Consider the following 26973-nt stretch of genomic DNA (forward strand, 5'->3'; position numbering starts at 1 on the left):
CGCTGATTCAGACCGGCAAGGCAACCGTGACGCTGACGGAGTCGGTCAGGGCGGCCTGTTCCAGCAGATTGCGGACAGGGGCAAACGACCGACGGTGAATGATCGTTGGGCCAAGCCGCTGCAGCGCTTCCAGATGATTCGGCGTTGGATAACCCTTGTGTGCAGCGAGGCCGTAGCCGGGATAGCATAGATCCAGGGCACACATTTCCCGGTCACGACTGACCTTGGCCAGAATCGATGCGGCGGCGATTGCCGGCACCTGACCATCTCCCTGAATCACCGGAGCGCTGGGCACCGCGAGCTGCGGGCAGCGATTACCATCAATCAGCGCCAGCCGCGGCGTCACGCTCAGGCCTTCAACCGCACGCTGCATTGCCAGCATGGTGGCGTGCAGAATGTTCAGCTGGTCGATCTCGTGCACCTCGGCGCGAGCGATGCACCAGGCCAGCGCCTTCTCGCAGATTTCATCGAACAACGTTTCACGCCGGGCCTCGGTCAGTTTCTTCGAATCATTGAGCCCTTCGATGGGACGTCGCGGATCTAGGATCACCGCCGCCGTGACGACAGGCCCACAAAGCGGGCCGCGACCGACTTCATCGACCCCGGCGACCAACTCCTCAACCAAGTTGAAATCCAGCCCAATCTGCATCAGTTCGCCCCAACCAATTCGAGTACCGCACTGGCGGCCTGACGCGACGCATCACAGCGCAGGGTTCGATGAATAGCATCGAAGCCCTCGGTCTGAATATCGCCGTTGTCCAGCAGGGGTGACAGCAGCTGCGCCATCGCCTCCGGAGTCGCTGCGTCTTGCAGAAGCTCCGGCACTAGAAGGCGCTGAGCGAGCAGGTTGGGCAGGGCCACGTATGGACTTTTCACCATACGCTTGAGGATACGGAAGGTCAGCGGCGCGACGCTATAGGCCACGACCATCGGCCGCTTGTACAGCAGGGCTTCGAGCGTCGCAGTGCCAGAGGCGATCAGCACCGCATTGCTGGCGGCCAGCGCCTCGTGGGAATGTCCGTCGAGCAGTGTCAGCGGCAAATCCCGCCCCACCAGCATCTGCTCCAGCTGTGCGCGGCGCTCGGGGCTGGCGCAGGGCACCACAAAACGAATGCCCGGACGCATTGAACGCAGCCGATCGGCGGCGGCAAGAAAGAGCTCGCCAAGACGGCCCACTTCGCCCCCCCGGCTGCCCGGCATCAGCGCCACGATCAAACCTTCCCGCGGCAGGTTCAGCGCAACCCGTGCCGCGGCACGATCAGGCTCCAGCGGGATGGTATCGGCCAGCGGATGGCCAACGAAACGCACTGCCACTTGGTGGGCATCGTAGAACTTCGCTTCGAAGGGAAACAGCGTGAGCATCAGGTCGCAGGCGTCACGGATCTTCAACACGCGCTTCTGCCGCCAAGCCCACACTGAGGGGCTGACGTAGTGCACGGTCTTGATACCGTTGCGCCTCAGCTTAAGCGCCAGGTCTAGATTGAAATCCGGCGCGTCGATGCCGATGAAAACGTCGGGACGGACATCGAGCAAGGCTTTCAGCAACCGCTTGCGGCGGGCCAGAAGCTCCGGCAATCGACCGAGCACTTCCACCAGCCCCATCACCGCAAGACGCTCCAGCGGGAAATAGGATTTGAGTCCTTGCAGCTCCATTCGGGAACCACCAACGCCGATGAATTCGACATCGGGGTGCTGCGCCCTGAGCGCCTGCATCAATCCTGAACCGAGGATATCGCCGGACGCTTCACCGGCCACTAGCGCGACTATCAGCGGCCTGGGCATATCAGCGCGTAATACCGCGGTTCGACGCCTGCACCGAGTCCCGGAACAGCGCCACTTCTGGGAATGCCTGAGCATCGGCGGCGAGCGCAGCCAGGGCGGCCTCGACTGTCAGCCCCTTGCGATAGACGATCTTGTAGGCATTGCGCAGGGCTAGGATGGCTTCGGCACTGAAGCCACGGCGCCGCATGCCTTCGAAGTTCATGCTGCGTGCCTCGGCCGGGTTGCCGAATACCGTGACGAACGCTGGAACATCCTTGCCGATCGCGGTCCCCATCCCCGAAAAGCTGTATGCACCGATGTGGCAATACTGATGGACCAGGGTATAGCCCGACAGGATCGCCCAATCGCCAACGTGCACATGGCCCGCCAGCGCAGTGTTATTCACAAGGATGCAATGGTTGGCGATTACGCTGTCATGACCGATATGCGCATAGGCCATGATCAGGTTGTGGTCACCGATGGTGGTCTCACCTCGGTCTTGCACGGTACCGCGATGAATGGTCACCCCTTCGCGGATCACGTTATGGTCGCCAATCACCAGGCGCGTCGGCTCGCCCTTGTACTTGAGGTCCGGCGTATCCTCACCCACCGAGGAAAATTGAAAAATCCGATTGTGCCGGCCGATGCGCGTCGGCCCTTTGATGACCACGTGAGACGCGATCACCGTTCCCTCGGCTATCTCGACGTCCGGGCCGATGATCGACCAGGGGCCGACCTGGACGTCATCCGCCAGTCGGGCCGCAGGATCGACGATGGCGCGAGGGTCGATCAAACTCATATCTTCTGTTCCGCACAAATAATTTCGGCAGAGCATACCGGCTTGCCATCAACCGTGGCGCGGCAATCGAACTTCCAGATCCCACGTTTGGCGCTGATGAACGAGGCCTCGAGAATCAGCTGATCGCCCGGCATGACCGGCTGACGGAAACGCAGCTTGTCCGAGCCGACGAAATAATAGAGCGTGCCATCGGCTGGCTTCGCGCCCATCATCTTGAAACCCAGCAGTCCGGCCGCTTGTGCCATGGCTTCGATGATCAAGACGCCTGGCATGATGGGGTGCTGTGGGAAGTGACCGTTGAAGAACGGCTCGTTGATGGTGACGTTCTTGTAGGCGCGAACACGCTTGGCTTCCGTGTCCAATTCCACCACCCGGTCCACTAGCAGGAAAGGGTACCGGTGGGGCAGGTATTCGCGAATCTCGTTGATGTCCATCATATGAAGAAAAAGCCCGTAAGGATTATGAGAGCCAACACGGCATCACACCGCGCAACCCGATGGTGACGCCTCTAGCAGGGCGATCAGACGATAGGGTCAGGCATCAGAAGACGTATCCCCGCATGGGGTCACGGAAGCCAGGCGTTTTTCCACTTGCTGCAGGCGACGAGCCATGTCGTCGAGGTGACGAATCCGAGCGGCACTCTTGCGCCATTCTGCGGCGGGCTGCATGGCTGTTCCTGAAGAATAGCTTCCCGGCTCGGTGATTGATCTAGTGACCATTGTCATCCCGGTAATGAACACGTTATCGCAGACCTCGATATGACCAACGAGCCCGGCGCCGCCGGCAATCATGCAGTTACGGCCGATCTTCGTACTGCCAGATATTCCCGAACAACCCGCCATGGCTGTGTTATCGCCAATCTGGACGTTGTGGGCGATCATGATCTGATTATCCAGCTTCACACCGTTCCCGATCACCGTGTCGGATATCGCACCACGATCGATGGTGGTGTTGGCGCCAATCTCGACATCGTCACCGATGCGCACACCGCCGAGCTGAGCGATCTTCTCCCAACTGCCCTGCTCGTTGGCGAAACCGAAGCCCTCGCCGCCGATCACCGCACCGGGCTGAATGACTACGCGCTCACCGATGATCACGTCATGGCACAGCGTCACGCGAGCCGCCAACCGGCCGCCGGCACCGACACGGCTTCGCGCACCGACTACGGATTGGGCGCCGACTTCCACATCGGGACCAATCCAGGCGCCAGCCTCGATTACCACCTGAGCGCCGATTCTTGCACTGGGATCGATCTCGGCACTGGGGTCGACGATGGCGCTGGGATGAATACCGAGGGACGCCCGCGGTCGTGTCTCGAACAGATGCGAGAGACGCGCATAGGTAAGATAGGGATTGGCGACGACCAGCGCCGTGCCCGCATAGCCCTCGGCATCCTTGGCGGTAAGCAGGACACCGCCGGCCTGCGTGGTAGCGAGGAATTTTCGATATTGCGCATTGGCCAGGAAGCTCAGCTGCTCAGGACCGGCATCCTGAAGCGTTGCCAGCCCGGACACCTGCAGCGAGGAATTACCGCGCAGCTCAGCCCCTAGCTGCTCGGCGAGATCGCCGAGCGTATAGACAACGCTGCTCATCAGCGCTGCTGATTCATGCGCTCGATGACTTGGCGGGTGATGTCGTATTGCGGCTTGACATCAACCACCGCGCCGCGCTCGAGCACCAAATCGTAGTCACCCTTCTTGATGACTTCTTCCACGGACTTATCCAGCTTGGGCTTGAGCTGCTTGAGCATGTCGCGATCAGCGGCAGCCTTGGACTCGTTGAGTTCCTTGGACAGGAATTGGAAGTCGCGAGCCTTCTGTTTGAATTCCAGTTCGAGACGCTCGCGCTCAGCCTGCTGCATCTTATCGCCGTCCTTACCCAGACGGTCCTGGATGCGCTTGGCGTCGCTTTCAAGCCCTTTGAGTTTCTCCAGCTGCGGACCGAATTTCTTCTCCGCATCGACCGAGTAACGCTTGGCAGCGTCTGATTCGAGCAACGCCATCTGGTAGTTCATTACCGCGATCTTCATCTCGGCGAACGCGGGGGTCGCCACTAGAGCAGCGGCAACAACAAGCAATTGAGTCAACTTACGCACGGTATATACCACTCTTCAGGAATGCGCTGGAGCATCGCTCCAGATGATTAAAAAGTTTGGCCCAGAGAGAACTGGAAGACCTGGGTGTCTGCCTCGTCCGGCTTCATTACCGGCATCGCCAGGCTGAAACTCAAGGGCCCCATGGCCGTGATCCAGGTCAGACCGACACCAACCGAGCTGGCCACGTCGCCGATATCGATATCGCTGCACTTGTCCGATTCCGGAGGGCAGTTCGTATCGTAGACGTTACCGACATCCCAGAACACCGAGGTGCGCAGCGATCGCTGGTCCTTGACGAACGGCATCGGGAACAATAGCTCCACCCCACCCTGGATCAGCACGTTACCACCATAAGGCAACGCATCCTGGTCCGGATCGGCAATGGTTCCCTCATTGCCGGTTACTGACTCGCCGCGACTCGGTGTGCTACGCGGCCCGAGACTGCTGTCTTCGAAACCGCGCACCGAGTTGAAACCGCCCGCATAGTAGTGCTCGTAAAAAGGCAGACGGGAGGTCGAACCGTAGGCATCACCATAGCCCAGCTGAGTATGCACGCGCATGGTGTAGTTCTTGGTTACCGGCACGAAAAGCTGCGCGTTGTAGTCGAGCTTGTAGAACGACAGGTCGCTGCCCGGAATGGTGGTTTCCAATGAAAGGCTTTGCGAGTGCCCGCGCGTCGCCAGTACCCCACGGTTCAAGGTGGATTCCGACCAGCCCACGGAGGCTTTGAAGTTGAGGTAACTGTCGCCCTCCTCCTCCATGAAATCGAAAATCTCGTCGACCGTATAGCGACCACTGTCGATGGTGTCTTGCTGGGCGGACAGGCCAAACGACAGCCGCGACGTCTCGCTGATTGGATAGCCGATGTTTACGCCACCACCCAGACTATCGACCGAATAGCTGGACACGTCATAATCCAACTCATCGTAATCGGTGGTGCGATAGAAAGCGTTGTAGCCCAGGCTGACGCCGTCTTCGGTCCAGTAGGGATCGACGAAACCAAAGTTGTAACGTGACTGGTATTCGCTGCGAGTCAATCCCAGGCTGACACGGTTACCGGTCCCCAGGAAATTGTTCTGGCTGATCGAGCCGCCGAGAATCAGGCCAGCGTTCTGGGCGAAGCCAATGCTCGCCATGATTGAACCGGAGGGTTGCTCCTCGACACTGTAATTCACGTCGATCTGGTCGTCGGTGCCGGGCACCTGCGGGGTTTCGACGTTCACTTCCTTGAAGAAACCCAGACGCTCGAGACGGGTCTTGGACTGGTCGATCAAATAGGTCGACGCCCAGCCACCCTCCATCTGCCGCATCTCCCGACGCAGCACTTCGTCTTCAGTCTTGGTATTGCCGCGGAAGTTGATGCGATTGACATAGGCCCGCTTGCCCGGATCAACCACGAAGGTGATTGCGACGGTATTGTTTTCGTCGTTGGTTTCCGGCACGCCGTTGACGTTGGCGAAGGTATAGCCCTCATTGCCCAGACGCCGGGTGATCAGTTCCGAGGTGGTGGTCATGACCTTGCGTGAAAAAACCTGACCTTCTTTCGCCAGCAGCAACGACTGCAGCTCTTCCTGCGGCACTTTCAGATCACCGCTCAGCTTGACGTCGCTGACAGTGTAACGATCACCTTCGGCAATATTGACCGTGACGTAGACGTCCTTCTTGTCCGGCGTGATGGATACCTGGGTGGAGGTGATATCCATGTTGATGTAGCCGCGATCCAGATAATAGGAGCGCAGGCGCTCAAGGTCACCGGACAGCTTTTCGCGAGCGTACTTATCATCGTTACGGAAAAATGACAGCCAATTGCTGGTCTTCAACTCGAACAGATCGGTCAGGTCCTCGTCCGGGAAGACCGAATTGCCGACGACGTTGATGTGCTTGATCGACGCAACGGAGCCTTCGTTGATATTGATTTTCAGCGCGACACGATTACGCGGCTGAGGAACAACCTCGGTTTCGATGGTTGCAGAGTAACGACCCTGCGCGACGTACTGGCGCTGCAGCTCATTGCGCACACCTTCGAGTGTGGCCCGCTGGAAGATCTCGCCCTCGGCGAGACCCGACTGCTGCAGACCGGAGAGCAGGTCTTCGGTCTTGATCGCCTTGTTGCCATCGATTTCGATGCCGGAAATTGATGGGCGTTCGACCACGTTGATCACCAGCACATCGCCTTCGCGGCCGAGCTGGATGTCCTCGAAGAAACCGGTGCGGAACAGGGCGCGGGTTGCGTCTACCAGGCGACTATCATCGGCCGCCTGCCCGACATTCAACGGCAAGGCGCCAAAGACGCTCCCCGCTGAGACGCGCTGCAGACCATTGACTCGTATATCGGAAATGGTGAAGGACTCGGCGTGAACTTCGGCAATCATCAGTGCGGAAATTACCGCAGGTAGCAGCAGACGTTTCATGAAGTCCTTTCTTTTCAAACCTGATAATTGAACCTGCGCTTGGCGCGGCGACATCAAGGTATATGGCGATTAAAGGCGGCCAAGGTCGTTGACCAACGCAAGCAGCATCACCCCAACAACCAGGCTGATACCGATCTGTACTCCCCAACCCTGGACCCTGTCCGACAAGGGACGTCCACGGACCCACTCGACCATATAGAAGAGCAGATGCCCACCATCCAGGACCGGGATAGGCAATAGATTGAGTACTCCAAGGCTAATGCTCAGGTAGGCGAGGAAGTTGAGAAAGTCGCCCACGCCGGACTGTGCAGAAGCGCCCGCCACTTTAGCAATGGTTATCGGGCCGCTCAAGTTTTTTACCGAGAGCTCACCGAAGAGCATTTTTCTTAATGAATCGAGCGTCAGAACGCTCATCGTCCAGGTGCGACGGAGCCCTTCGCCGACAGCGTCAACCGGCCCGTAACTGACGTTTCGAAGCATTTCTTCCGGCCATTCGGCGCCCGCGACCCCAGCCCCCAGATACCCCCGACGTTGATCGCCGTCGCCACGCTGGGCCAGGGTCACAGGCAGCTCAATAATCTGCCCATCACGCTCGAGTTCCAGCGGTACAGACTGGCCGCCGAGTGGCCTGACACGATCAATGACTTCCTGCCATTCGTTCAGAGACTCGCCATCGAGGCTGACCAAACGATCGCCTAGACGTACGCCCGCCGCTTGAGCAGGCCCCTCCGGGTCTAGCTGTGCGACGATCGGGGCGATTTCCGGGCGCCAGGGTCGAATACCCAGAGAGCCGATCGGGTCCGGCTCTTCGGCACCTTTCAGCCAATCGTTCAGCTCCAGCTGCAGCCGCTGAACCTGGTCACCGTCATTTTCGCGCACGAGCATCTCGAGCGAGCCACTTTCCCCAAGGCGCCTGATCAGCTGAAGATTGACCTCTGCCCAGCCAGAAGTGGGCTTGCCGTTGACCTCGACGATCTCCTGCCCTGCCATCAGCCCGGCGCGCGCGGCGAGGCTGCCAGCCTCGACGGCGCCAACCACAGGCCGGACCTGGTCGGTGCCGAGCATCGCCAATGCCCAGAAGAACACCAGAGCAAGCAGGAAGTTGGCCAGTGGTCCGGCCGACACGATGGCGAAGCGCTGCTTAACCGTTTTACGGTTGAATGCCTGCTCCAGTAATGCGGGCGGGACGTCTCCCTCGCGCTCATCGAGCATCTTCACGTAGCCACCGAGCGGGATCGCTGCAAGGACAAATTCGGTACCTTGACGATCATGCCAGCGCAATAATGGACGCCCGAACCCTACAGAGAAGCGCAATACCTTGACGCCACAACGGCGTGCGACCCAGAAATGGCCATACTCGTGAAAGGTTACCAACACACCCAGCGCCACGAGGGTGCCGATGATCATGTACAGCGCGCCCATATTTTCCTCTGCCCCGAAAGGCCTGTTTAGAGGCCGCCGACACCGACGACCCTGAAGCCTCGTACCGTCACGACCAGTTCGGAACGCTCAGTCGCTAGCGATTGCGATGGTGTAACCAGCGCGACGCCAGCGTGCGAGCCTGCGCATCGGCAGCCAGCACATCTGCCAGGCAACGCGCCGGAACCGATGCTTCCAGGTCCAGGACGTCCTCGATGATACTCGCGATTTCGGTGAAGCGAATGCGACCACTGAGGAACGCATCCACTGCCACCTCGTTAGCCGCATTGAGCATTGCCGGGGCTGTCCCGCCGTCCTGAGCAGCCTGCCGGGCAATGCGAAGACAGGGAAACCTCTGCTGATCAGGCGCCTCGAAGTCGAGACGCCCAGTTTGCAATAGGTCGAGCGCCGATACCCCCGAATTGATTCGCTCCGGCCAGGCCAGTGCATGCGCAATCGGGGTGCGCATGTCTGGGTTTCCCAGCTGCGCCAGAACCGAGCCGTCGATGTAGTCGACCATGGAGTGGATGACGCTTTGTGGGTGAATGACCACCTCGACCTGGTCCGGACGCGCATCGAACAACCAGCACGCCTCGATGAGCTCGAGCCCCTTGTTCATCATACTGGCCGAATCAACGGATATCTTGCGCCCCATGGACCAGTTCGGGTGCGCGCAGGCCTGATCCGGGGACACGGTAGAGAGCTGCTCCAATGGCATCTGGCGGAATGGTCCGCCGGAGGCGGTAAGCAGAATTCGCCTGACCCCTACACTGCCCAGCCCTTGCGAATAGTTACTAGGCAAACACTGAAATATGGCGTTGTGCTCGCTGTCGATGGGTAGCAACACCGCCTCACTGTCACGCAGCGCCTGCATGAACAGCGCGCCGGACATGACCAATGCCTCCTTGTTCGCCAGCAGCACGCGCTTGCTGGCCTGGATAGCCGCCAGGGTCGGACGCAACCCCGCGGCACCGACAATCGCCGCCATGACCACATCGACTTCGGGGTGAGCCGAGACCTCGCTCAGCCCACCTTCACCTACCAGCACGCGCGTTTTTACCCCATCGCCGTCAAGCTGGTATTGAAGCTCGTGTGCCCTGTCGCTATCAGCCACCACGGCATAACGGGGGCGATGCAGACGGCAAAGACCGCGCAATTCGGCGATACGACTGAACGCCGTAAGCGCGAAGGCCTGGTAGCGCTCGGGATGGCGAGCGATGACGTCCAGCGTGCTCAAACCGATGGAACCGGTCGCGCCAAGGACCGTTACCTGCAAAGGCCTGTTCACCAACCACCCCAGCCAGCGAGCCACAGCAAAACGGCGAACATCGGCACCGCAGCGGTCAGGCTGTCGATGCGATCCATCACACCACCATGCCCAGGCAGCAGTTGACTGCTGTCCTTGATGCCCGAACTACGCTTGAACATGCTCTCAGTGAGGTCTCCCACGACCGAAATCACCACAACCAGCGCAGCGCCGAGTAGCGCCAATACCAGTTCCCGCGGCGACCAGCCTCGGTAAAGACCGACGCCGAGGGTAATCAGCAAGCTGGTAATCAGGCCACCGATCAGGCCTTCCCAGCTCTTGCCCGGACTGACCTGAGGCGCCAACTTGCGGCGACCCAGGGCCTTGCCAGAAAAGTAGGCACCGATGTCGGCAGCCCAGACCAGCACCATGACTGCAACGATCAGCCAGTTACCTTGTGGCCACTGCTTGAGTATCACCAATGCCTGCCAGGCAGGAAGCAGTATCAACAGACCAATGATCAGACTGCCCGCGCGCCCGCCCCAATGCCGCTGACTGCCTGGATAGCCGAGCACCAGTGCCGTTGCAACCAACCACCAAACAACACTGAGCGGGAGCAGCCAGGCAGTAAGCATCGGCAGCCGATACAGTGCCGCCAGCAGTAGGACGATGATCAGCGCATAGCCGATTCGCGCGAACTGACCGGAAAACCCGGCCAGACGCGCCCATTCCCAGCCTCCCAGAACCACCACGATGCCAATGAAGATGGCGAATGCGAGACCTTCGAAGAGAAAGAAACCGATCAGTGCTATCGGAAGCAAAATCGCAGCGGTAATGATGCGTTGTTTCAACATTCGGCACGGACCTCTGTCTCGACCTGGTCACCAGTCTTGCCGAAACGCCGTTGCCGCTTGGCGAAGTCGGCCAGAGCGGCGCGCATGGCATCGTGCTTGAAATCCGGCCAGAACAGGTCGGAGAAATACAGCTCGGCGTAGGCCAGCTGCCACAGCAGAAAATTACTGATGCGGCGCTCGCCACCGGTACGAATGCAGAGATCCGGTAACGGCATATCACCGGTGGCGAGATAACTCTGGAAAAGTGCCGGCGTGACCTCGTCAGGATTGAGGCGGCCGTTTTGCGCTTCGCGAGCCATCCGCTGCGCAGCCTGGACAATGTCCCATTGACCGCCGTAGTTGGCGGCAACCTGAAGCACAAAGCGGCCAGACCCAGCGGTCATCTCCTCGGCTTCGAGCATCGCGGTTTGCAGCTCGGGATGGAAGCGCGAACGATCACCGATGATCCGCAAGCTAATGCCGTTCTCGTTGAGCTTGCGCGCCTCTCGACGCAGCGCGGTCAGGAATAACTCCATCAACGCGCCAACCTCATCAGCCGGCCTTTGCCAGTTCTCACTGGAGAAAGCAAACAGCGTCAACACTTCTACACCCGCCTCGGCACACACTTCGATGACAGCTCGCACCGCATCGACACCCGCCTTGTGCCCGGCCACACCAGGCAAAAGACGCCGTTTTGCCCAGCGGTTGTTGCCATCCATGATGACTGCGACATGACGGGGTACATTCCGTCCGGCGATCTGCCTGACCTTTTCCATGAAACGACTCTACCTGCGCTCAATCACGCTGCGAACAATGGGAGAAACTGCCGACAGCAATTCCTGGGGGTACGACTGGTTAGCCCCTCGCGCCTCGGTCCCAGCAGGATCGGCGCACTCCGACGTGAGCAGTACGGACGAAGTCCGGTACAGCACCATCAAACGGCCATCAGATCGCTTTCCTTGCCTTCAAGCGACTTGTCGATTTCCGCAACGTACTTGTCGGTCAGCTTTTGAACGTCGTCCTGGCCACGGCGTTCCTCGTCCTCGCTGATTTCCTTTTCCTTGACCAGGTCCTTGAGCTGCGCAATGGCGTCGCGGCGGATGTTACGCACCGCGACACGAGCATTTTCGGCTTCGGCACGCGCCTGCTTGGTGTAGCCCTTGCGTGTTTCCTCGGTAAGCGCCGGCATCGGAACGCGGATAGTGGTGCCGGCAGTGGCCGGATTCAGGCCTAGATCAGAGGTCATGATGGCTTTTTCCACCGCCTGGATCATGCCTCTATCGAACACCGTCAACGCCAGGGTGCGCGAGTCCTCAGCGACCACGTTGGCGATCTGACGCAGCGGGGTATCGCTACCGTAATAGGAGACCATCACCCCATCGAGAATGCTCGGATGGGCGCGGCCGGTACGGATCTTGGCGAATGCATGCCCCAGGGATTCCAGGGTTTTCTTCATGCGCTCCTGGGCATCTTGTTTGATCTCGTTGATCATTGGTTCTGTTCCTCGATCAGGGTTCCTTCAGCGCCGCCGAGCACAATATTGAGCAGGGCACCGGGCTTGTTCATGTTGAACACCCGCAGCGGCATGTTGTGGTCGCGACACAGACAGATGGCGGTCAGATCCATAACGCCCAGCTTGCGGTCGAGCACGTCATCATAGGTCAACTGCTCGAATTTCTCGGCATTTGGGTCCTTGAATGGATCTGCGGTATAGACGCCATCGACCTTGGTGGCCTTGAGCACGACGTCAGCATGAATCTCGATGGCGCGCAGGCACGCAGCCGAATCGGTAGTGAAGAACGGGTTGCCGGTACCGGCCGAGAAGATCACCACTTCGCCGCTCTTGAGGTGACGCATCGCCTTACGACGATCGTAATGGTCGGTCACGCCGACCATGGAGATTGCAGACATTACCAGCGCAGGAATATTCGAACGCTCCAAGGCGTCGCGCATGGCCAGCGAGTTCATGACGGTCGCCAGCATACCCATATGGTCGCCAGTGACCCGATCCATGCCGGCCGCAGAAAGCGCCGCCCCGCGAAACAGGTTGCCGCCGCCAATGACCAGGCCAACCTCCACACCTATCCCTACCAACTGCCCGACTTCCAAAGCCATCCGATCAAGCACTTTAGGATCGATACCGAAGTCTTCCGAGCCCATCAGGGCTTCGCCACTTAATTTGAGCAGAATGCGTTTATAGCGGGGATTGCGTGCACTCATCTGCTGAGCCATTGGCGTTGTCTCTCCTGCGGCGTTTGTATGACTAAGCTGGCGTTGCGGCCAGAAAATACTGCGCTATGACAACGCAGTCACGAGTTGGTGCCAGGCGGTGACTATAGCGTGGCAAGAAAACATTTCCGCCCTCCAGTCCGACAAAGAGGCCGCACGCGTGAGCGGGCAGCCTCTTCGAGGACAGCAGAAGCGTCTTATTGCTTGGTGGCGGCGACCTGAGCGGCAACTTCAGCAGCGAAGTCGACCTCGCCGCGCTCGATGCCTTCGCCTACTTCGTAACGAACGAAGGAAACGATTTCAGCGCCGGCCTTCTTCGCCAGATCGCCAACTTTGATTTCCGGATTCTTGACGAACGCCTGCTCGACCAGGCTCGCCTCTGCAAGAAACTTGCTGATGCGACCAGCCACCATCTTCTCGACGATTTCGGCAGGCTTGCCCTTGATCTTGTCTTCGTTCAGCGCCAGGAAAATCTCTTTTTCCTTGGCAACTGCTTCCTCGGAAACCTGCGACGGATCCAGGAATTGCGGATTGCTGGCCGCTACGTGCATGGCGATTTCCTTCGCCAACTCGACGCTACCGCCCTTCAGGGCAACCAGCACGCCAATGCGATGACCGTGCAGGTAGGACCCTACCAAATCAGCCTCGACGGAAGTCAGGCGACGAATATTAACGTTCTCGCCACACTTGGCGATCAGCGCTTCACGATCGGATTCCTGAGCGGCGATCAGCGGAGCGGCATCGGTCATCTTCTCGGCGAAGGCTTTCTCGACGCTGCTGTTGACGAAATTCTTGAAGTCGTCCTGCAGGGCCAGGAAGTCAGTCTGCGAGTTGACTTCGATAATCACGGCACGCTTGTTGTCGTCGGCAACCTTGACCGCGATAGCGCCTTCAGCAGCGATATTGCCTGCTTTCTTGGCTGCCTTGATGGCGCCAGCAGCACGCATGTCATCGATGGCTTTCTCGATGTCGCCGCCAGCAGCGGTGAGCGCCTTTTTGCAATCCATCATGCCTTGGCCAGTACGCTCGCGCAGTTCTTTAACCAGGGCTGCAGTGATCTCTGCCATGTTCGCAAATCCTCTCGATTCGATTTTCGATCATGCCCTCAACTCGGGCGATCAATTCGGAATTGGCAAAAAGGGGGCATAGCCCCCTTTCTGTTCAACGGGTATCAGCTATGCGACAGTCGCGCTCAGCCTTGAGCTGCCTCAGGGGCGGCTTCTTCGACGAACTCATCAGCACCACCGGCGCCATTCTGGCGACCACGCAGCACAGCATCTGCCATGGAGCCCAGATAGAGTTGCACGGCACGGATGGCATCATCATTACCAGGAATGATGTAGTCGACACCTTCCGGGCTGCTGTTGGTATCGACGATACCGATAACCGGAATGCCCAGCTTGTTGGCTTCGGAGATCGCAATGCGCTCGTGATCAACGTCGACGACGAACATCGCGTCCGGCAGGCCGCCCATGTCCTTGATACCACCCAGACTGCGATCCAGCTTTTCCAGATCGCGGGTGCGCATCAGGGCTTCTTTCTTGGTCAGCTTCTCGAAGGTGCCGTCCTGCGACTGGCCTTCCAGCTCGCGCAGGCGCTTGATCGAGGCGCGGATGGTCTTGTAGTTGGTCAGCATGCCGCCCAACCAGCGATGATCGACGTACGGCGAACCACAACGAGCAGCTTCTTCACGAACGATCTTGCCAGCGGAACGCTTGGTGCCGACGAACAGAATCTTGTTCTTGCCGGCCGCCAGCTTTTCAACGAAACGCAGCGCGTCGTTGAACATCGGCAGGGTTTTTTCGAGGTTGATAATGTGAATCTTGTTGCGCGCGCCAAAGATGTATTTATCCATCTTCGGGTTCCAGTAACGGGTCTGGTGGCCGAAGTGCACACCGGCCTTCAGCATATCGCGCATGGTGACTTGAGACATGGGACTTCCTCAGATAAGTCGGGTTAGGCCTCCACGCGTCCCGATATCCAACTCTTGCGAGCACCCAGGATACCGTGTCGACACGTGTGTGGGGTCAGGCTCGGCAGGTACTCCCGCAGAGCGGCGCGTTTTATAGCACAAAGGAGCACCAGAGGCTAGCGCAGACTCAAATCCATCACAGCAAGCAAAGCGGCCGTCAGGCGCCGATAGCGCTTCAGCCCCGCCTGCAGGCCGGGGTTCTTTGGTTTATCATTTGCCCCTTCAATACTTCCGCCTGCGCCTCTTGGCGCCAAGAGGATTGCATGACTGTTTCCATCAAGACGCCTGAAGATATCGAGAAGATGCGCATTGCCGGCCGCCTGGCCGCCGAAGTACTGGAAATGATTGCCGAACATGTCAAGCCGGGCGTCACCACCGAAGAGCTGGACCGTCTCTGCCATGACCATATCGTCAACGTGCAACAGGCCATACCCGCCCCACTCAACTACAAGGGATTCCCGAAGTCGATCTGCACCTCGATCAATCACGTGGTCTGTCACGGCATTCCCAACGACAAGCCACTGAAGGATGGCGATATTCTCAATATCGACATCACCGTCATCAAGGATGGCTACCACGGCGATACCAGCCGGATGTTCCTCGTCGGCAACGCGCCGGAATGGGCCGGGCGCCTCTGCAAGATCACCCAGGAATGCCTCTATAAAGGTATCGAGATTGTCCGCCCCGGCACCCGCCTCGGTGACATCGGCGAAGTGATTCAGAAGCATGCGGAAAAGAATGGCTTTTCTGTTGTTCGTGAATACTGCGGACATGGCATCGGCAAGGTATTCCACGAAGAACCCCAGGTACTGCACTACGGCCGAGCAGGCACCGGCCTGGAGCTGAAGGAAGGCATGACCTTTACCATCGAGCCGATGATCAACCAGGGCCGTTCGGAAACCCGTTTGCTTGGTGATGGATGGACAGCCATCACCAAGGATCGCAAGCTATCGGCACAATGGGAACACACGATCGTGGTCACCGCTGACGGCTACGAAATCTTCACCCTGCGCAGCGATGACACCATCGCCCGCACCTCGCCGTGATCGTTTACCCCTATTGACGCTCTGACGGAGGGCGATGGCATGCCTCAGGTTGATCCCGAACTGTTCGACCGCAGCCAGTTCCAGGCCGAGCTGGCTCTCAAGGCCAGCCCCATCGCCGCCTTCAAAAAGGTTATCCGCAAGGCGCGTGAAGTGCTCGATGCACGTTTCCTGGCGGGCCGTGACATCCGCCGCCTGATCGAAGACCGCGCCTGGTTTGTCGACCAGATTCTGCGAGCCGCCTGGGGGCGCTTCGATTGGAACAGCGACGCCGAAATCGCGCTGGTCGCTGTCGGCGGCTATGGTCGCGGCGAGCTGCACCCCTACTCAGATATCGACTTGCTGATCCTGCTCGAGAACAGCGATCACGAGAAATTCCGCGGTTCCATCGAGGGATTCCTGACACTGCTCTGGGATATCGGGCTGGAGGTCGGTCAGAGCGTGCGTTCGGTCAAGGAGTGCGCGGAAGAGGCACGTGCGGACCTGACAGTTATTACCAACCTGATGGAAAGCCGCACAATTGCCGGCCCTGAGCGCCTGCGGCAGAACATGCTGACGGTCACCAGCCCATCGGAAATGTGGCCGAGCAAGGAATTCTTTCTCGCCAAACGTAACGAGCAAGCGGCACGTCATTCGAAATACAACAACACGGAATACAACCTGGAGCCGAACGTCAAAGGCTCACCCGGCGGGCTGCGCGACATCCAGACAATCCTTTGGATCGCACGGCGGCAGCTCGGCAGCCTGAATCTGAGCGCGATTGTCGATCAGGGCTTTCTGACAGAAGGCGAGTACTCGCTGCTGGTATCGAGTCAGGAGTTCATCTGGCGCGTGCGTTACGGGCTGCATATGCTCGCCGGCCGTGCCGAAGATCGCCTGCTGTTCGACCATCAGCGCAGCCTGGCTGCCCTGCTCGGCTATGAAGACAGCGACGCCAAACTGGCGATCGAACGCTTCATGCAAAAGTACTACCGCGTCGTTATGAGCATCTCCGAACTCAGTGATCTCGTGGGGCAGCACTTTGCCGAGGTCATTCTTTGGGAGGGTGACAGCGGCGAACCCGTGCCGCTCAATAGCCGCTTCGTTGTACGCGATGGCTATCTAGAGGTGGCCGATGATTCGGTATTTAGACACAGGCCCTTCGCGATCCTGGAAATCTTCGTGCTGCTGGCGCAACACCCTGAAATCCAGGGCGTACGAGCGGAGACCATTCGACTGCTGCGCGACCACCGCCACCTCATCGACAATGAGTTCCGCAGCGACATACGCAACACCAGCCTGTTCATCGAGCTGTTCAAGTGCAAGGAAGGCATTCACCGCAACCTGCGACGCATGAACCGCTACGGCATTCTTGGACGCTACCTGCCGGAGTTCGGTCATATCGTCGGACAGATGCAGCATGATCTTTTTCATATCTACACCGTCGACGCTCACACGCTCAATGTCATCAAGTACCTGCGCAAGCTGAGCAAGCCCGGCGTCGCCGAAAAATATCCGCTAGCCAGTAAGCTGGTGGAGCGATTGCCCAAGCCTGAGCTCATTTACATCGCAGGGCTTTATCACGATATCGCCAAGGGCCGCGGCGGAGATCATTCGGAGCTGGGCGCGGTGGATGCCCAGGAGTTCTGCTCACGCCACAAGCTTCCAGCATGGGACACGCGCCTGGTGGTCTGGCTGGTGGAGAATCACTTGGTGATGTCCACCACGGCACAGCGCAAAGATCTCTCCGATCCGCAGGTAATCAACGATTTCGCCCAGCAGGTCGGCGACGAAACCCACCTCGACTATCTCTATGTGCTGACAGTGGCGGATATAAACGCAACCAACCCGACCCTCTGGAATTCCTGGCGGGCCAGCCTGCTGCGTCAGCTGTACACCGAAACCAAACGGGCACTCAAACGTGGCCTGGAAAACCCGCTAGGACGCGAAGAGCAGATTCGCCAAACGCAGCGCGCCGCGCTCGACAACCTGGTGCGCAACGGCACCGATCCGGACGATGCCGAGCAGCTATGGTCGCAGCTGGGTGATGATTACTTCATGCGTCACAGCTCCGTTGACGTCGCCTGGCACACCGAAGCCATCATCGAGCATCCGAGCGATGGCGGTCCGCTGGTTCTGATCAAGGAAACCACCCAGCGCGAGTTCGAAGGCGGCACACAGATTTTCATCTACGCGCCGGATCAGCACGACTTCTTCGCCGTGACCGTGGCGGCAATGGACCAGTTGAACCTGAACATTCATGACGCCCGGATCATTACCTCGAGCAGCCAGTTCACCCTGGACACCTATATCGTGCTGGATGCCGACGGCACCCCCATCGGCAACGATCCCGAGCGCACAGAAGAAATCCGCCAAGGCCTAATCGATGCGCTACGCAACCCGGACGACTACCTGACGATCATTCAGAAACGCGTGCCCCGACAGCTCAAGCACTTCGCGTTTCCGCCGCAGGTAACCATCCACAACGACATGCAGCGCCCCCAGACGATAATCGAAGTCGTCGCGCCCGACCGCCCCGGCCTTCTCGCGCGAATCGGCCAGCTGTTCCTGGACTTCGATCTGTCAGTGCAAAACGCCAAGATCGCCACGCTCGGGGAGCGTGTGGAAGACGTATTCTTCGTCACCAACGCGGACAACGAGCCATTGTCCGATCCGCAGCTGTGCATGCAGCTGCAGCAGGCCATGATCAAACAGCTGTCCCAGGAAAACGAGCACCAGCCCTCCCCGAGCAGCATCGTCATCTAGCGCCGCCCGACCTCGGAGCCCGCGCCAGCAGTAGCGGGCACTAGGTTTTGTATTTAATCCCAAGGCTTGCCGCGCGTCCTGGCCGTATACGGCAACTTCTGCTGCAACGCGGCCTTAGCCAGCACATGCGCGCTGACCGGCGCAGTCAGAAACAGAAACAGGGTAATCAGTATTTCGTGCACGCTGAGGCCGTCGCCCTGATTGCTGAAGAAGATCATCGACCCGACCACTATGCCGCCCACGCCCAGCGTGGTCGCCTTGGTGGGCCCGTGCAGTCGGGTGAAGAAATCCGGCAGGCGATATAAACCGATCGCGCCAACCAGTGCGAAGGCGCTGCCGAGTATCAAAAAAGCGCTTACCAGCAGTTCGATCCAGAAAGGCATGCAGACTCCTCAGTCGATGATCTCGCCATGCAGCAGGTGTTTGCCCACCGCAACGGTACTGACGAAGCCCATCACAGCGATCAGCAAGGCCGCTTCGAAAAAAAGATCGGAGGCCAGCCAGATACCGAACAGGACAATCAGCGCCAGCGCATTGATATACAGCGTATCGAGCGCGAGCACCCGGTCGGGCATGTCCGGCCCTTGAACCAGGCGCACCACATTAAGGATTGCTGCGAGCCCTAGAATCGCCATGCACAGCGGAATCACATACGTGAGCATTCGAATATCTCCAGCAATGGCGTTTCGTAACGGTTTTTCACCTCGGCAACCAGCGCCTCGATATCCGGTGCATCCAGCGCGTGAATCAGCAGCACCTTGTGATCGGGCCGCAACGAGGCCGATACCGTCCCGGGCGTGAGCGAAATGATGCTGGTCAGTACGGCAAGAACAAAGGAATGCTCGATCGCCATCGGGATCTCGACGAACGCTGGCTGCAGGCGCCCGCGCGGCCCGAGCACCAGCTTGGCCACGTGCAGGTTGGCAACAACGATGTCGTAGAACACGTTGATGCAAAACAGGCAAAGTTTAAGCGGCCGGCGAACTTTCGGCACATTGATCAGGAATCCTCCTACCAGCAACGGAATCACCCAGCCGAGCAAGAGCCCGAGCAACAGATGCCCCACGCTCAGCGTGTTGTTAAGCATCAGCCAAAGGCCCGCCAGCAGCAGGGTCAGCGGCGGATTGGGCAGCACACGGGACCTCATACGTCACCTCTCCGAATAATCTGCAGATAGGGCGCGAGATCGAACAGCTGTGCTGCGGTCGCCTGTACGTATGCCTGGATCGGCTGCGCCGCCACGACCAGCAGCACGCTGCCCAGCAGCAGACCGAAGGTTGCGGCGAGACGCGTCGTATCCGCCCGCCGACCGACACTGACCGCCTCGCTCGGACGCCAGAAGACCATGCTCCCTGCCCGACTCAACGCGATCACCATCCCCAACCCTCCAACCAGTACCACCGGCCACAGGATCGAGGCATCAAGGCCTGGAGGAATGGCACGCAGCAACATCACCTTGCCTAGAAAGCCCGAAAAGGGAGGCAGGCCGGCAATGGAGATAGCGCCTGCGAAAAACAGCGCGCCCAGCATTAACGGCTGCTTCAACGCCGGCGCCGAGATCAGCTCGGATGCCGTATCGCCGCGTTGCCGAGCGATGATGTCCGCCAGCAGGAACAGGCCGCCGGACACCAACGTGCTATGCACCAGGTAGTAAAGCGCCGCCCCCATCCCCGCCTCCGTTCCCAACGCGATACCGGCCAGAAGGGTCCCCACCGAAACCACCACCAAGTAGGCCAACAGAATCTGCAGATTGCGCGCCGCCAACGCGCCCAGCACGCCACCGGCAAGGGTGAGCATCGACAGCGGCCACAGCCAGTCGAGCACCATATTGCTCAGCACGCCCGCTTCGCTGCCAAAGATCAGCGTGAACACTCGGACGATGGCGTAAAGGCCGAGTTTGGTCATGATCGCGAACAGCGCTGCGACCGGTGCGGTCGCTGAGGCATAGGCACGCGGCAACCAGAAGTAGAGCGGCAGGATCGCCGCTTTCAGGGCGAATACCACTAGCAACAGATAGCCCGCGGCGGCCAGCAAAGGCGCATCGGCCGGGTCGGCGGCGGCCACCCGCCCCGCCAGATCGGCCATGTTCAAGGTACCGGTGAGACCGTAGAGCATGCTGACGCCTATCAGGAACAGCGATGACCCGAACAGGTTCAGCACGACATAATGGATACCGGCCCGAACGCGCTTGGCGCCGTGGCCATGAAGCAGCAACGCGTAGGACGAGATCAGCAGAACCTCGAAGAACACGAAAAGGTTGAACAGATCTCCAGTCAGAAAGGCACCGTTTATGCCCGCCAGCTGGAACTGAAACAACGCATGAAAATTAGGGCCACGCTCGTCGTCGCCCCGTGCGGCGTAAAGCACCGAGAAGCCCGCAAGCACCGCGGTGACCAACAGCATCAACGCGCTCAGGCGATCAAGCAGCAACATGATGCCGAACGGCGGTTGCCAGTCGCCGAGACGATACACCGACAGCTCGCCGCTATCTGCCTGCGCAAGCAGCCAAAGAGTCAGCGGCAGCAGCAACCAGGTTGCCGTGACCGACACCAGCCGTTTGAACGGCGCAGCTTGCCGATGGGCAAGCAGCAGAACGCAACCGGTCAATAACGGCAGCAGGATCGGAAGGACCAACGCATGATTCATTCGCGCGGCTCCCGACCGTCAACATGGTCGGTACGCAGCTCACCGAGGCCACGAAGCGCCAGTACCACAACAAAAGCGGTCATCGCGAAACCAATGACGATGGCAGTCAGCACCAACGCCTGCGGCAATGGGTCACCATGCTCGGCGCTCTCTCCGATAATTGCCGGAACGCCGGTCGCAAGACGTCCCATGGCGAAAATGAACAGGTTCACAGCGTAGGAAATCAGCGTCAGGCCCATGACCACGGGAAATATACGGGCGCGCAACAACAGGTACACACCACTGGTCATCATCACGCCAAGCGTGATCGCGAAGACAATTTCCATCAAAGCACCTCCTTGCACGACTCGTCCTGACTGACATGACCGATATTGGAAAGAATTAGCAGAGTTGCTCCGACGACTGCCAGATACACACCAAGATCAAACAGCATCGCGGTTGCCAGCTCGAAATCGCCGATCAGCGGCAAATGGAAATGGCCAAAGGCGGATGTCAGGAACGGCCGTCCGAACAACCAGCTACCGACCCCGGTCAAGCCCGCGATCAGCACGCCGAGCCCCGCAATGGCGTGATAGCTGAACGGCTGGCGTTGCTGCGCCCAGACCACCCCATGCGAGATGTACTGCAAGATCAGCGCGACCGCAGTGATCAAGCCGGCAATGAAACCGCCACCTGGTAGGTTGTGCCCACGCAGAAAGATAAACACCGACACCAGCAGCGCCATCGGCAATAGCACGCGCGATAGTGTATCCAGCACCATTGGATGCCTGTCGGTCGACCATAAGCGGCCGCCGTAGTCGCGAATCGGATGCGGCAGACGCAACCCATGAAGCAGGCCGTAGATACCCACCGCGGCAATAGCAAGCACGGCGATCTCGCCGAGCGTATCGAAGCCACGAAAGTCCACCAGAATCACGTTGACCACGTTGGTCCCGCCGCCCCCGGGCAGGCTGTTCTCCAGGAAGAACGACGCGATGCTGTTATAGGGACGCGTCAGCACCGCATAGGCGAGCAAGGCGATCATGGTTCCGAAGGAGGCGGCGAGAATCAAATCGCGGAAACTGCGCAGGCTGCTCGACTCCACCGGCGTCCGGTCGGGCATGAAGAACAGCGCCAGAATCAGCAGAATGATAGTCACCACCTCGACCGAAATCTGCGTCAACGCCAGGTCAGGTGCCGAGTAGCGGGCAAACGCCAGGGCCACCATCAGCCCGACCACGCTCAGCACCATCAGCGCCATGAGGCGCCTGCGATGGAAAACCACGGTCATGACCGAGGCCAGACCCAGAATCAGCAGTCCGAGCACCGTAATGCCATCCAGCGGCGTCAGCGGTACCGGCCCGCGCAGCGACTGCAGCGGTGTCAACGCATACACCACCACCAGAAGCGAACTGAACAGCATCAGCGCCAGATAGCGTTGCAGCGAACCACTCTCCATCCGTTCGGTGACCCAGCGCGCCGTTCCGGCGATGTCGTTGACCACCCGCGCGAAAACCTGCAAAGAGTCGACCCTTGGGAGCCCTTCATACCAGCGAAACGCCCACTTGCGCATCGAGTAGATCAGCAGGCCGCCGCCCAGAGCCACGAAGCTCATCGCCAGCGGAAGATTCAAGCCGTGCCATATCGCCAGGCTGTACTCGGGCACATTGCCGCCCAGGCTACCGGCCACCGCCGCAGCTAAGAGCGGCGCAACGGTATAGGCCGGCAACATGCCGACCAGCAGGCAGAGCAGCACGAGAATCTCGACTGGAATCTTCATGTACCGCGCCGGCTCGTGCGGCGGGTATTTCGGCAGATCGATCGGCTCACCATTAAAGAAGACGTCATGCACGAAACGCAGCGAGTAGGCGACCGAGAAGGCACTCGCCAGGGTCGCCAGGGCCGGAATGGTCCAGTAGAAGCTCCCCAGCAAATGCTGGTCGAGGGTCTCGGCGAAGAACATCTCCTTGCTAAGGAAGCCATTGAGCAGCGGCACCCCGGCCATCGCCAGCGACGCCACCATCGCCAGCGCCGCGGTGTGCGGCATGTATTTCAGCATGCCATTGATACGCCGCATGTCCCGTGTCCCGGTCTCGTGATCGATGATCCCTGCGGCCATGAACAGCGAGGCCTTGAACGTCGCATGGTTAATGATGTGGAAGATTGCTGCCACCGGCCCCAGGCGCGAGTCGAGGCCGAACAACAATGTGATCAGACCCAGATGACTGATGGTCGAATAGGCCAGCAGCCCCTTCAGATCGTGCTGAAACAGCGCCATTACCGCACCGATCAACAGGGTAGCCAAACCCGTCAAGCTGACCAGATAGAACCACCACTCCGAATCCGAAAGGGCAGGATACAAGCGCGCTAGCAAGAACACGCCTGCCTTGACCATGGTCGCCGAGTGCAGAAAGGCCGATACCGGGGTCGGCGCTGCCATCGCCTGTGGCAACCAGAAATGAAAGGGAAATTGCGCCGACTTGGTGAATACGCCAAGCAGGACCAGGATCAATGTCAGTGGATACAGTGTATTGGCTCGGATCAGATCGCCGGATGCCAGCACCACGCTCAGCTCGTAACTGCCAACGATATGGCCGATCAACAGGATGCCCGCCAGCAGAGCGAGGCCACCGCCGCCTGTCACAACGAGCGCCATACGAGCGCCCTGACGCGCATCGGAACGATGGTTCCAGAAGCCAATCAGCAGAAACGAAGAGAGGCTGGTCAGCTCCCAGAACATCAGCATCAAGAGGAGATTTTCAGCCAACACCACACCGAGCATGGCGCCCATGAACAGCAGGAAGAAGCTGAAGAAGCGTCCCATCGGCTCGCTTTTCGCGAGGTAATACCGCGCGTAGAGAATGACCAGCAGGCCGATCCCGAGGATCAGCAACGCAAATAGGAAACCTAGGCCGTCGAGCCTGAGACTAAGATTCAACCCAAGCTCGGGGAGCCAGGGCAGCGTCAGTACTTCCGTTTCGCCACCAAACACGGCGGCGCGCTTGGATAACAGCAGCACCAATGCCAGCAAGGGGGCCAGCCCGGCGCCGAATGCGCAAGCGGACCTGCCGTAGCGTTCGAACAATAGCGGTAGGCAGATTCCCAAGAATGGCAAAGCGATTATCAGCGCAAGCGCCATGAGCAAAAACCCCTTAAGCCGCGCAAGCGCGCGGCAGTTATATCCTTGATCGACCGGATCTCAGCCTGAGGAGGCACGGCGGTGTGCGCCGATTATCCATATCGATCGCAGCAACGTCATGATTCAAGTATTTCGAAAAACAAAAAAGGCGCAGCCCAACGACCGTACCAGACGGTATTCAGGCTACGCCTAACCCGTTACCCAACGCGCTCTGCCATCAACCTAGGCATGCTCACGGCAATGGCGATCGGCAGCTGACAAACCCAGACCACGAGCGTTGTCGGGCGCCTACCGCGCCGCGCTGCATCAAGGTGCGATACGACTGGTGCCGTTGACCGTCATGATGCGTACGCGCTGACCGACGCGAAACACCTGGTTGGGCTCTACTTCCTGGACGTATGCGCGCATGTTGCCATCGTCCTCGCGGACCGTGATCTCGACACCTTGCGCGCGGGTGATGCCCTCTTCCGCTGCTGCGCCCAGCAGCCCCCCGGCTACAGCGCCTATCACGGCGGCCACTGCGCTTCCGCGGCCACCGCCTACGCCGCTACCGGCAATGCCGCCTACCACCGCACCGGCACCGCCGCCGATCGGCGTCTTGGTACCCTCGAGCTTGACCGGGCGCAGTGATTCGATGGTGCCGTAACGGACGGTCTGCACCGTTCGCGCCTCATCGCGGGAATAGGAATCCCCAGTGAGGTTGGATGTACAACCGCCTACGGCCAGAGCCGCGGCGGTAAAGGAAGCAACGAAAATGGAGTTGCGCATGATGTACTCTCCTGGGAAACAGATGTTCATCCCCGACCGCATTGAGCAGGCGCCTGCGGCGAAGAGACGCTTGGCAGCGGCCCTGACCTGACTCAGCATTCGTGCCAGTTAGGACCGCACTTTACCCGAGGCGATCCCGCCCCGCATGCATAGCGCTCGCCCAAGCTGTATCACGAAACGACTCATGGACTACTTCGTTATCACCGTTGTGACCTTGGCCGGCCTGGTTTTCCATGCCTCGCTGTTCATTCGTTTCAGGCGCTGGGCCTACCGGGACCTGGCGCTATCCCTGCGGGCAACGATCCAAAGAAACGTGACTGGGCACTGCAACGGCTCGCAGCGGCGAAAGGCGTCGGCGTGAAAAGGAAGAAGTGCAGACTTGGCTGGAGCAGGAACTGAGCACTACAGCGCGGAATGATTGATAGAAACCGCTAATTCCCGCCCCGCGCCTTCTGAGTGCTGCTCCGAACCCAGCAGCAGTCAGCGAATCAGGGCGCCAGGCGCTCTCGCTGCCAGGTGCTGGCGATGTATCGGTAGTTGAGTCGATCATGAAGACGGCCGGGACGTCCCTGCCAGAACTCCATCCGCTCCGGCAGCAAGCGGTAGCCACCCCAGTGAGGCGGACGATGAGGGGCCTGCTCCAGAAAGCGCTGTTCGGTTTCCGCGAGCCGCCGTTCGAGCTCACCTCGATTCTGAATCACCCGGCTTTGTGGTGAAGCCCAAGCTCCTAGCCGACTGCCCAGCGGGCGCACCTGATAATAGGCATCCGACTCGGCAGCGCTGACCTTCTCGACCCTCCCCTCGATTCGCACCTGACGTTCCAGGCTCGGCCAGAAGAAGGTCATCGCAGCAAATGGACGGGCCTCCAGCTGCTCGGCCTTGGCGCTATCGTAATTGGTGAAGAAGGTGAAGCCGCGATCATCCAGCGCCTTTAGCAACAGCACACGACAATGCGGACGGCCTTCCGCATCTACCGTGGCCAGTGTCATAGCGTTCGGCTCGACCGGCAGCTGCTCGGTCTGCACCGCGTCATCGAACCATCGGCGAAAGAGCGCGAAGGGTTCCTCGGGCGCATTCGCTTCGCTGAGGCCTTCACGGGTGTAGTCGCGGCGCATATCGGCCAAGGTCTGGGTCATACAAAGCTCCGTGGAACAGTCGAAACCAAAGCTTACCGATTTGGTACAAAGGCCGCTTGACCCGCGGCAAAACAGGGCCAAACGAGGCACCCTGTCACGGCGAACGCCGCGAACCTCACTTGGCCTTGCTTACCTCTGCCGCCGCCACCTGTGTCGGTTTGGCAGGGGCTTCGCTGTACTGGGCAATCAACGCCAGCAGCGTCGGCTGAGGCACCAGCATCATTTCGACGCGACGATTCAGGGCGCGGCCTTCTTCGTTCTCGTTGGAAGCACGTGGCATATCCGAGCCCAGCCCGCGAATGCGCAGCCGGTCGTGTTTCAAGCCGCTGAGACGGAAGATCGCTGCAATGGCGCCGGCACGCTTGCGACTGATGTCGCGGTTGATTTCGACCGATCCGGTGCTGTCGGCGTGCCCCAGCACGACCACGGCGGTTTTCTCATCGCCTTCTACCAGTTTCGCCACCCGACTGATCGGGCCAAGCGTAACAGGCAACAGCATGCCGGGGCGGTCGGGATTGAACGACGCATCGACCGGCGCAGTGACCACCAGCACGCCCTCGCGACGCTCGAGTTCGAAGTGACTGTCTTTCAACGCATCACGCAACCGGGGCTCATAGCCATCCAGCCAGGCATGATCAATCACAGGATCCGACGCAGCGGCCATCTCGGCCGGCTTGTCACTGTTGGAGCTACAGCCGGCAATGGCCATGCAGAGAATGAGGGAGGCGCTTTTCAGCAGGTTCATGAGCCAG

26 protein-coding genes are annotated in these 26973 nt (G+C 59.5%); 2 read left to right on the plus strand and 24 right to left on the minus strand.

Annotation, left to right across the window (positions count from 1 at the left end):
* Positions 1–7 precede the first annotated feature (7 nt).
* The 15 genes from rnhB to rpsB form a co-directional block, all read right to left on the minus strand.
* Positions 8–649, minus strand: coding sequence for a ribonuclease HII (rnhB, locus tag H3028_RS02210; RefSeq protein WP_181295411.1), 642 nt, complete (start codon positions 647–649; stop codon positions 8–10).
* Positions 649–1782 (minus strand): lipid-A-disaccharide synthase, encoded by a 1134-nt coding sequence (gene lpxB, locus H3028_RS02215; protein WP_181295412.1) that lies wholly within the window; start codon positions 1780–1782, stop codon positions 649–651. Before lpxB ends, rnhB begins: the two co-directional genes overlap by 1 nt.
* Position 1783: 1 nt before the next feature.
* Entirely contained in the window at positions 1784–2560 is a 777-nt protein-coding gene (lpxA, locus tag H3028_RS02220; RefSeq protein WP_181295413.1) for an acyl-ACP--UDP-N-acetylglucosamine O-acyltransferase, read from the minus strand.
* On the minus strand, positions 2557–2997 hold the full coding sequence (gene fabZ / locus H3028_RS02225; protein WP_181295414.1) for a 3-hydroxyacyl-ACP dehydratase FabZ: 441 nt from the start codon (positions 2995–2997) through the stop codon (positions 2557–2559). The genes lpxA and fabZ overlap by 4 nt, the downstream gene beginning before the upstream one ends.
* Before the next feature lie 96 nt (positions 2998–3093).
* A complete protein-coding gene (gene lpxD / locus H3028_RS02230) occupies positions 3094–4155 on the minus strand; it encodes a UDP-3-O-(3-hydroxymyristoyl)glucosamine N-acyltransferase (protein ID WP_181295956.1) in 1062 nt (353 codons plus the stop codon).
* Positions 4152–4655 carry an OmpH family outer membrane protein gene (locus H3028_RS02235; RefSeq protein WP_181295415.1) on the minus strand — a complete coding sequence of 168 codons (504 nt, stop codon included), beginning with the start codon at positions 4653–4655 and terminating at the stop codon, positions 4152–4154. The genes lpxD and H3028_RS02235 overlap by 4 nt, the downstream gene beginning before the upstream one ends.
* Before the next feature lie 47 nt (positions 4656–4702).
* Positions 4703–7066, minus strand: a complete 2364-nt coding sequence (bamA, locus tag H3028_RS02240) for an outer membrane protein assembly factor BamA (RefSeq protein WP_181295416.1) — start codon at positions 7064–7066, stop codon at positions 4703–4705.
* 69 nt (positions 7067–7135) lie between these two features.
* A complete protein-coding gene (rseP, locus tag H3028_RS02245; RefSeq protein ID WP_181295417.1) occupies positions 7136–8488 on the minus strand; it encodes an RIP metalloprotease RseP in 1353 nt (450 codons plus the stop codon).
* A gap of 94 nt (positions 8489–8582) precedes the next feature.
* Positions 8583–9773, minus strand: a complete 1191-nt coding sequence (gene ispC / locus H3028_RS02250) for a 1-deoxy-D-xylulose-5-phosphate reductoisomerase (protein ID WP_181295418.1) — start codon at positions 9771–9773, stop codon at positions 8583–8585.
* Entirely contained in the window at positions 9770–10585 is an 816-nt protein-coding gene (locus H3028_RS02255; protein WP_181295419.1) for a phosphatidate cytidylyltransferase, read from the minus strand. Before H3028_RS02255 ends, ispC begins: the two co-directional genes overlap by 4 nt.
* Positions 10579–11340, minus strand: coding sequence for a polyprenyl diphosphate synthase (uppS, locus tag H3028_RS02260; protein WP_181295420.1), 762 nt, complete (start codon positions 11338–11340; stop codon positions 10579–10581). Before uppS ends, H3028_RS02255 begins: the two co-directional genes overlap by 7 nt.
* Before the next feature lie 158 nt (positions 11341–11498).
* A complete protein-coding gene (gene frr, locus H3028_RS02265; protein ID WP_181295421.1) occupies positions 11499–12056 on the minus strand; it encodes a ribosome recycling factor in 558 nt (185 codons plus the stop codon).
* Positions 12053–12796, minus strand: a complete 744-nt coding sequence (gene pyrH, locus H3028_RS02270) for a UMP kinase (RefSeq protein ID WP_019342381.1) — start codon at positions 12794–12796, stop codon at positions 12053–12055. Before pyrH ends, frr begins: the two co-directional genes overlap by 4 nt.
* Before the next feature lie 194 nt (positions 12797–12990).
* Positions 12991–13860 carry a translation elongation factor Ts gene (gene tsf / locus H3028_RS02275; RefSeq protein ID WP_181295422.1) on the minus strand — a complete coding sequence of 290 codons (870 nt, stop codon included), beginning with the start codon at positions 13858–13860 and terminating at the stop codon, positions 12991–12993.
* Positions 13861–13985: 125 nt separating this feature from the next.
* Complete coding sequence (rpsB, locus tag H3028_RS02280) at positions 13986–14726, minus strand: 30S ribosomal protein S2 (RefSeq protein WP_181295423.1); 741 nt, start codon at positions 14724–14726, stop codon at positions 13986–13988.
* Positions 14727–15028: 302 nt separating this feature from the next.
* Here rpsB and map point away from each other — a divergent pair, with 302 nt between their 5' ends.
* Entirely contained in the window at positions 15029–15811 is a 783-nt protein-coding gene (gene map / locus H3028_RS02285; RefSeq protein WP_181295424.1) for a type I methionyl aminopeptidase, read from the plus strand.
* Between the two features lie 39 nt (positions 15812–15850).
* Entirely contained in the window at positions 15851–18553 is a 2703-nt protein-coding gene (locus H3028_RS02290) for a [protein-PII] uridylyltransferase (RefSeq protein WP_181295425.1), read from the plus strand.
* A gap of 53 nt (positions 18554–18606) precedes the next feature.
* On the opposite strand, the gene H3028_RS02295 is transcribed toward H3028_RS02290, so the two are convergent.
* The 9 genes from H3028_RS02295 to H3028_RS02335 all read right to left on the minus strand — a co-directional run bounded on the left by H3028_RS02295 (position 18607) and on the right by H3028_RS02335 (position 26966).
* On the minus strand, positions 18607–18936 hold the full coding sequence (locus tag H3028_RS02295) for a Na+/H+ antiporter subunit G (RefSeq protein ID WP_181295426.1): 330 nt from the start codon (positions 18934–18936) through the stop codon (positions 18607–18609).
* A gap of 9 nt (positions 18937–18945) precedes the next feature.
* Positions 18946–19215, minus strand: coding sequence for a K+/H+ antiporter subunit F (locus H3028_RS02300; protein ID WP_181295427.1), 270 nt, complete (start codon positions 19213–19215; stop codon positions 18946–18948).
* Positions 19200–19700: a Na+/H+ antiporter subunit E gene (locus H3028_RS02305; protein ID WP_181295428.1), complete on the minus strand. Its 501-nt coding sequence runs from the start codon at positions 19698–19700 to the stop codon at positions 19200–19202. Before H3028_RS02305 ends, H3028_RS02300 begins: the two co-directional genes overlap by 16 nt.
* Positions 19697–21199 carry a monovalent cation/H+ antiporter subunit D gene (locus H3028_RS02310; RefSeq protein ID WP_181295429.1) on the minus strand — a complete coding sequence of 501 codons (1503 nt, stop codon included), beginning with the start codon at positions 21197–21199 and terminating at the stop codon, positions 19697–19699. Before H3028_RS02310 ends, H3028_RS02305 begins: the two co-directional genes overlap by 4 nt.
* Positions 21196–21525: a Na+/H+ antiporter subunit C gene (locus H3028_RS02315; protein ID WP_181295430.1), complete on the minus strand. Its 330-nt coding sequence runs from the start codon at positions 21523–21525 to the stop codon at positions 21196–21198. Before H3028_RS02315 ends, H3028_RS02310 begins: the two co-directional genes overlap by 4 nt.
* Positions 21525–24317 (minus strand): monovalent cation/H+ antiporter subunit A, encoded by a 2793-nt coding sequence (locus H3028_RS02320; protein WP_181295431.1) that lies wholly within the window; start codon positions 24315–24317, stop codon positions 21525–21527. Before H3028_RS02320 ends, H3028_RS02315 begins: the two co-directional genes overlap by 1 nt.
* Before the next feature lie 306 nt (positions 24318–24623).
* The gene (locus tag H3028_RS02325) at positions 24624–25085 is read right to left on the minus strand and encodes a hypothetical protein (RefSeq protein WP_219919801.1); all 462 of its coding nucleotides are present in this window, start codon (positions 25083–25085) and stop codon (positions 24624–24626) included.
* Positions 25086–25573: 488 nt separating this feature from the next.
* Positions 25574–26221, minus strand: coding sequence for a pyridoxamine 5'-phosphate oxidase (gene pdxH, locus H3028_RS02330; RefSeq protein ID WP_181295432.1), 648 nt, complete (start codon positions 26219–26221; stop codon positions 25574–25576).
* A 115-nt stretch (positions 26222–26336) separates the two neighbouring features.
* Positions 26337–26966, minus strand: coding sequence for an OmpA family protein (locus H3028_RS02335; RefSeq protein ID WP_181295433.1), 630 nt, complete (start codon positions 26964–26966; stop codon positions 26337–26339).
* Between the last annotated feature and the right edge of the window lie 7 nt (positions 26967–26973).

The sequence above is a fragment of the Pseudomonas sp. Q2-TVG4-2 genome (assembly GCF_013620795.1).
In the GTDB taxonomy this organism is placed as follows: domain Bacteria; phylum Pseudomonadota; class Gammaproteobacteria; order Pseudomonadales; family Pseudomonadaceae; genus Stutzerimonas.

What these genes read in the sequence shown, in the direction of transcription:
- frr (WP_181295421.1), bottom strand. Translation starts at nt 12,056, where the DNA reads ATGATCAACGAGATCAAACAAGATGCCCAGGAGCGCATGAAGAAAACC.
- map (WP_181295424.1), top strand. Translation starts at nt 15,029, where the DNA reads ATGACTGTTTCCATCAAGACGCCTGAAGATATCGAGAAGATGCGCATT.
- H3028_RS02325 (WP_219919801.1), bottom strand. Translation starts at nt 25,085, where the DNA reads ATGCGCAACTCCATTTTCGTTGCTTCCTTTACCGCCGCGGCTCTGGCC.
- lpxA (WP_181295413.1), bottom strand. Translation starts at nt 2,560, where the DNA reads ATGAGTTTGATCGACCCTCGCGCCATCGTCGATCCTGCGGCCCGACTG.
- rnhB (WP_181295411.1), bottom strand. Translation starts at nt 649, where the DNA reads ATGCAGATTGGGCTGGATTTCAACTTGGTTGAGGAGTTGGTCGCCGGG.
- H3028_RS02335 (WP_181295433.1), bottom strand. Translation starts at nt 26,966, where the DNA reads ATGAACCTGCTGAAAAGCGCCTCCCTCATTCTCTGCATGGCCATTGCC.
- H3028_RS02305 (WP_181295428.1), bottom strand. Translation starts at nt 19,700, where the DNA reads ATGAGGTCCCGTGTGCTGCCCAATCCGCCGCTGACCCTGCTGCTGGCG.
- tsf (WP_181295422.1), bottom strand. Translation starts at nt 13,860, where the DNA reads ATGGCAGAGATCACTGCAGCCCTGGTTAAAGAACTGCGCGAGCGTACT.
- H3028_RS02300 (WP_181295427.1), bottom strand. Translation starts at nt 19,215, where the DNA reads ATGCTCACGTATGTGATTCCGCTGTGCATGGCGATTCTAGGGCTCGCA.
- H3028_RS02290 (WP_181295425.1), top strand. Translation starts at nt 15,851, where the DNA reads ATGCCTCAGGTTGATCCCGAACTGTTCGACCGCAGCCAGTTCCAGGCC.
- pdxH (WP_181295432.1), bottom strand. Translation starts at nt 26,221, where the DNA reads ATGACCCAGACCTTGGCCGATATGCGCCGCGACTACACCCGTGAAGGC.
- bamA (WP_181295416.1), bottom strand. Translation starts at nt 7,066, where the DNA reads ATGAAACGTCTGCTGCTACCTGCGGTAATTTCCGCACTGATGATTGCC.
- H3028_RS02295 (WP_181295426.1), bottom strand. Translation starts at nt 18,936, where the DNA reads ATGCCTTTCTGGATCGAACTGCTGGTAAGCGCTTTTTTGATACTCGGC.
- lpxB (WP_181295412.1), bottom strand. Translation starts at nt 1,782, where the DNA reads ATGCCCAGGCCGCTGATAGTCGCGCTAGTGGCCGGTGAAGCGTCCGGC.
- fabZ (WP_181295414.1), bottom strand. Translation starts at nt 2,997, where the DNA reads ATGATGGACATCAACGAGATTCGCGAATACCTGCCCCACCGGTACCCT.
- H3028_RS02320 (WP_181295431.1), bottom strand. Translation starts at nt 24,317, where the DNA reads ATGGCGCTTGCGCTGATAATCGCTTTGCCATTCTTGGGAATCTGCCTA.
- rpsB (WP_181295423.1), bottom strand. Translation starts at nt 14,726, where the DNA reads ATGTCTCAAGTCACCATGCGCGATATGCTGAAGGCCGGTGTGCACTTC.
- H3028_RS02310 (WP_181295429.1), bottom strand. Translation starts at nt 21,199, where the DNA reads ATGAATCATGCGTTGGTCCTTCCGATCCTGCTGCCGTTATTGACCGGT.
- H3028_RS02315 (WP_181295430.1), bottom strand. Translation starts at nt 21,525, where the DNA reads ATGGAAATTGTCTTCGCGATCACGCTTGGCGTGATGATGACCAGTGGT.
- pyrH (WP_019342381.1), bottom strand. Translation starts at nt 12,796, where the DNA reads ATGGCTCAGCAGATGAGTGCACGCAATCCCCGCTATAAACGCATTCTG.
- H3028_RS02255 (WP_181295419.1), bottom strand. Translation starts at nt 10,585, where the DNA reads ATGTTGAAACAACGCATCATTACCGCTGCGATTTTGCTTCCGATAGCA.
- uppS (WP_181295420.1), bottom strand. Translation starts at nt 11,340, where the DNA reads ATGGAAAAGGTCAGGCAGATCGCCGGACGGAATGTACCCCGTCATGTC.
- rseP (WP_181295417.1), bottom strand. Translation starts at nt 8,488, where the DNA reads ATGGGCGCGCTGTACATGATCATCGGCACCCTCGTGGCGCTGGGTGTG.